4 protein-coding genes are annotated in these 4,370 nt (G+C 61.4%); 2 read left to right on the top strand and 2 right to left on the bottom strand.

Going from position 1 to position 4,370, the window contains the following annotated elements; all coding sequences use genetic code 11:
* Nucleotides 1–4 precede the first annotated feature (4 nt).
* Nucleotides 5–583 (bottom strand): hypothetical protein, encoded by a 579-nt coding sequence (locus HMPREF3048_RS02740; protein WP_141758832.1) that lies wholly within the window; start codon nucleotides 581–583, stop codon nucleotides 5–7.
* 245 nt (nucleotides 584–828) lie between these two features.
* Nucleotides 829–2,118, bottom strand: a complete 1,290-nt coding sequence (locus tag HMPREF3048_RS02735) for an adenylosuccinate synthase (RefSeq protein ID WP_070771117.1) — start codon at nucleotides 2,116–2,118, stop codon at nucleotides 829–831.
* A gap of 52 nt (nucleotides 2,119–2,170) precedes the next feature.
* Between HMPREF3048_RS02735 and HMPREF3048_RS02730 the strand changes: the two genes are divergently transcribed.
* Both HMPREF3048_RS02730 and HMPREF3048_RS02725 read left to right on the top strand, forming a co-directional pair.
* A complete protein-coding gene (locus HMPREF3048_RS02730) occupies nucleotides 2,171–2,974 on the top strand; it encodes a hypothetical protein (RefSeq protein ID WP_083316672.1) in 804 nt (267 codons plus the stop codon).
* A 301-nt stretch (nucleotides 2,975–3,275) separates the two neighbouring features.
* The gene (locus HMPREF3048_RS02725; RefSeq protein WP_070771115.1) at nucleotides 3,276–4,124 is read left to right on the top strand and encodes a PRC and DUF2382 domain-containing protein; all 849 of its coding nucleotides are present in this window, start codon (nucleotides 3,276–3,278) and stop codon (nucleotides 4,122–4,124) included.
* Nucleotides 4,125–4,370 lie beyond the last annotated feature (246 nt).

Genomic DNA, 4,370 nt, shown 5'->3' with positions numbered 1-4,370 from the left:
GGGTTTACCCGTCCACAAAATTTGACACAGGCCAACCAACGTCAAATTGGGCTAATCCCTGAACCGCACCGGGCTTCGTTATGAAAGTCAGCTCCCACAGCAGGGACTCACTAGCCCACTCGTCTAGATACGTTTTTGTAAACCGCTCACATACCCAAACCGTTGCGTCACGGCCATTGAGCAAAAACAGATCCTCATCATCGGCAAGAGACTGGTCTGTTGAGTAACGCCACCCAACGAGATGCGCAATAGGCGCCTCTTGAAGCCAACGTTGCACCTCCCGAACAAAAGACCCATTCATCGCCCTAGCTCGGGCCAAGCTCCGGTCTCCTGCTGCTACGCCTTGAAGCTCTGGACTTGCAATAAGAAGATCAGCCCATTCTCCCAGAAGCAGTTCATCACTCCCGCGTTCTTTTTCCAGCACGAGCTGCCGGCACGCTAACGCTCCTTCAAGGACAAAATCGATCAACATCGGCCCGAATCCAGTTCGGATGATCGCATCGGCGGACAGACCGCGATCGGCCAACTTGCCAAGTGCGGACGTGATTTGAGTATCACGACGCAACCTGTCTGGGACGTTCAATCGCCGCAGATTGTCCGAGACAAGCCGAAGGAGCTGCGCAGTCGTCCAGCAGCTCGTTGGCTCACCCGGGAGGTGCACATAATCTGCCCCTACGCCCTCTGAGTGATCAGCCGAGGAAACGAGTAACTCACTTAGTGTTTCACAAGTCCGTAGCCCGTTGCACAACCGATGGTCAGTGACGCTACATTCTTGGCTGGCAGCGGCAACATAATCGGCCAGATCACGTCCGCCCTGTGCCACTTCCCCTACCGCTCCATGATGTCGTGGCGCACGATGGTCTGATCGCGGCCCGGGCCGACACCGATGTAGGAAATCGGCGCGCCGGAGAGTTCCTCGAGGCGCAGCACGTAATCCTGGGCCTTCTGCGGCAGCTCCTCAAAGGTGCGGCAGCCGGTGATGTCCTCGTCCCAGGCGGGCATCGTCTCGTAGATCGGCGTTGCGTGGTGGAAGTCGGTCTGGGTCATCGGCATTTCGTCGAAACGCTTGCCGTCCACGTCGTAGGCCACACAAATCGGGATCTCGCCGATGCCGGTGAGCACGTCAAGCTTGGTCAGGAACAGGTCCGTAAAGCCGTTGACGCGGGAGGCGTAGCGCGCGATCACGCTGTCGTACCAGCCGGTGCGGCGCACGCGGCCGGTGTTCACGCCGACCTCACCGCCAGTGACCTGCAGGAACTCGCCCCACTTGTCAAACAGTTCCGTCGGGAACGGGCCCGCACCCACGCGGGTGGTGTACGCCTTGATAATGCCCAGCACGCCCGTGATGCGAGTCGGGCCGATACCCGCACCCACGCACGCGCCGCCGGCGGTCGGGTTCGAGGACGTCACGAACGGGTAGGTGCCGTGGTCCACGTCCAACATGGTGGCTTGGCCGCCCTCCATGAGGACGTGCTTGCCGGCGGAGAGGGCGTCGTTAAGCATGCGCTCCGCATCAATCACCATCGGCTCCAAGCGCTCCGCGTAACGGCCGAAGTAATCCATCGTCGCCTCGACCGAAATCGCGCGACGGTTATACATCTTGACCAGCATCTGGTTCTTCACATCGAGCGCAGACTCGATCTTCTGGCGCAGGATGGACTCGTCGAAAACGTCCTGCACGCGCAGGCCCACGCGCGCGACCTTGTCGGCGTAGGTCGGGCCGATGCCGCGACCCGTCGTGCCAATCGCGCGCTTGCCCAAGAAACGCTCCTGCACACGATCCAACTGCTGGTGATACGGCGCCACCAAATGCGCATTCGCACTGATCTTCAACCGCGACGCATTCGCACCGCGCGCCTCAAGACCGTCGATCTCCTCGAACAACGCCTCAAGGTTCACCACCACACCGTTGCCCAGAATCGGGGTAGCGTTTTCGGACAGGACGCCGGCGGGCAACAACTTCAGCTCGTACTTCTCCCCACCGACAACCACCGTGTGCCCAGCGTTATTACCGCCGTTGGGCTTAACCACGTAGTCGACCCGACCGCCGAGAATGTCAGTTGCTTTGCCTTTGCCCTCGTCGCCCCACTGGGCGCCCACGATGATGATGGCGGACATCACGCACTCCTTAAATATGGCGTATGAACGGGCATATTGTACCGTGAGCGCCATGCGGCTCATCCACTGCGCATGCGGCGCGTCCCCCGAACCCTCAATTCCGGGCGCAGAAACGTTCCAACTCCCCGTGCACCCCACCCAGCGCGACCTCAAGTTTCTCGACGCCATCGCGCGCGAAGTGCTCCCCTCAGATCCCACCCCGTCGCTTGACGAGATCCAGAAAAACCCCGCCGTCGACCACCTCGGCGCACCCACGTTTGCGCCGCAGCAACCCTCTGAGCCGTTGCGTGTTGTGGTGTCAGGCAGCGACCGCGCCCTCGGGCTCGTGCTCACCCGCCTGATGCGCGCGGATTGCATGTGGGTGGAGGTCGGGTACGTGCCCGCGGATCCGCAATCGCCCGCGGCGGTGCTCTGGGGCGCGGAGTCTGCGGATCTTGCTGCAGGCGGGCCCGTGCGGCCCATCCCCTGCATCCGCACCGACTTCGGCGAGGTCGTTGCAGGATCCGCGGAGCTCTTTACTGACGACGGCGCCACGCCCTACTACGGCGAAGTCGTCGTCGACTCGGACGTGCTGGTCCACCCCGGCGTCGAATACGGCGCACGCCTCGTGCCCACCGTCGACGCGCCCGGCATCGCCGCCGCCCCCTTCACCAGCCCACTCGTACCCACCCGCCGCTTCCTACGCCGCCAACCCGTCGCACGCCTCGACGGCAGCCGCACCCTCACCGGTCGCGCCCTGCAATCCGGTGGCAATGAGATCGCAGTGCGTATCGACGACCACCTGCGCCCCCGACCCGTCTCCCGCGTCACCTTCTACCGCCACCTGCGCGACATTCAGGCGGTTCGTTCGGCATAGTTTCAGGAATTATATTCACGCTCTGGCGGACTTCACATTTCGCGTTTTCTCTATGCGATTGGTAGCTCGCTGTTACCTAACTGACACATTGCGTTCATTTCGCTGAACGTTTTGCCACCTTTCAGATTTTCGTTTCCGCTGGCTGTTGGCGGTTTCCATGGGACTACCTGAACTTGCTGCGTTTGTCGCTCGAACACCCGTTCTACTTTTCGAGGCTCAGGTTGGGTCCGCTGCCAGAACGGTTGATCGTCGTTACGGTCGGAATCGTTCTCGCAACAACAAATCAAAAGGAGAAACAACAATGACTAACCTCAACCGCATCGAGGATCTTGCAAACGCAACCGCATACGACGTCAACGGCGACAAGGTCGGCGGCGTCAAGGACGTCTACGTCAACGACTCCACCGGCCAGCCAGACTTCGTCTCCGTTAGCCACGGCCTCTTCGGTGGCGGCGACTCCATCGTCCCACTGCGCGGCCACACGCTTCGCGACGGCGAACTGCACCTCGCATTCTCCAAGGACCGCATCGAGGACGCACCGGATCTCGACGAAAACGGCCACCTGACCACCCAGGACCAGGACGCCTTCTACCGCCACTACGGCCTGGAGACCACCGAGGACGTGACCACCTACGAGACCGGTAAGCACGCCGCTGCTGGTGCCGGTGTCGGTGCTGCTGGTGCTGCGGGTGCTGGTGCCGCGGGTGCTGGTGCTGGTGCCGGTGAGCGTGGTGTCGTCGATAATGAGCGCGCCGCTGCCGCAGACCGCACCACCGACGTCGACGGCGAACTGATCCGCTCCGAGGAGCAGCTCAACGTCTCCAAGGACCGCGTCGAATCCGGCCAGGTCAGCCTGCGTAAGTACGTCGTCGAGGAGACCGAAACCGTCGAGGTCCCGGTCGAGCGCGAGGAAGTCCGCATCGTACGCGAGCCGATCACCGACGCAGACCGCGCAAACTACGACGGCAACATCGGCGAGCAGGAAGCATCCGTCACGCTTCACGAGGACCGCGTCACCGTATCCAAGGAATCCGTCCCGGTAGAGAAGGTTTCCCTGGAGAAGGACACCGTCCGCGACACCGAGCGCGTCTCTGAAGAGGTGCGCAAGGAGCGCTTCGAGACCGACGGCATCGTCGAAGACAACAAGTAAAACCTGCATAGGGGCTTAGCCCCTGGCGTTCGCCCCTGGCTTTCGCCCCGGTTGGGAATGTTCCTAACCGGGGCTTTTTGCTGTTCGTTTTGCTGATCGTCTAGCTCGGCTAGGCTCCCTACTAGACGATCAGCATTCGGGTTCGAAGTTTTCCCAGGTGATATTGCACATGATGTTCGGTAGCGGCGAGATCGTCTAGTTGTGCCGCGAGGGAGCTAGACGTGTTATGTCCATGAACATTTTGGA

The sequence above is a fragment of the Corynebacterium sp. HMSC075D04 genome (genome assembly GCF_001815635.1).
GTDB classification, from domain to species: Bacteria; Actinomycetota; Actinomycetes; order Mycobacteriales; family Mycobacteriaceae; genus Corynebacterium; species Corynebacterium coyleae.
The sequence above is the reverse complement of the archived record's forward strand: the minus strand, read 5'-3'. Positions and strand labels throughout refer to the sequence as shown.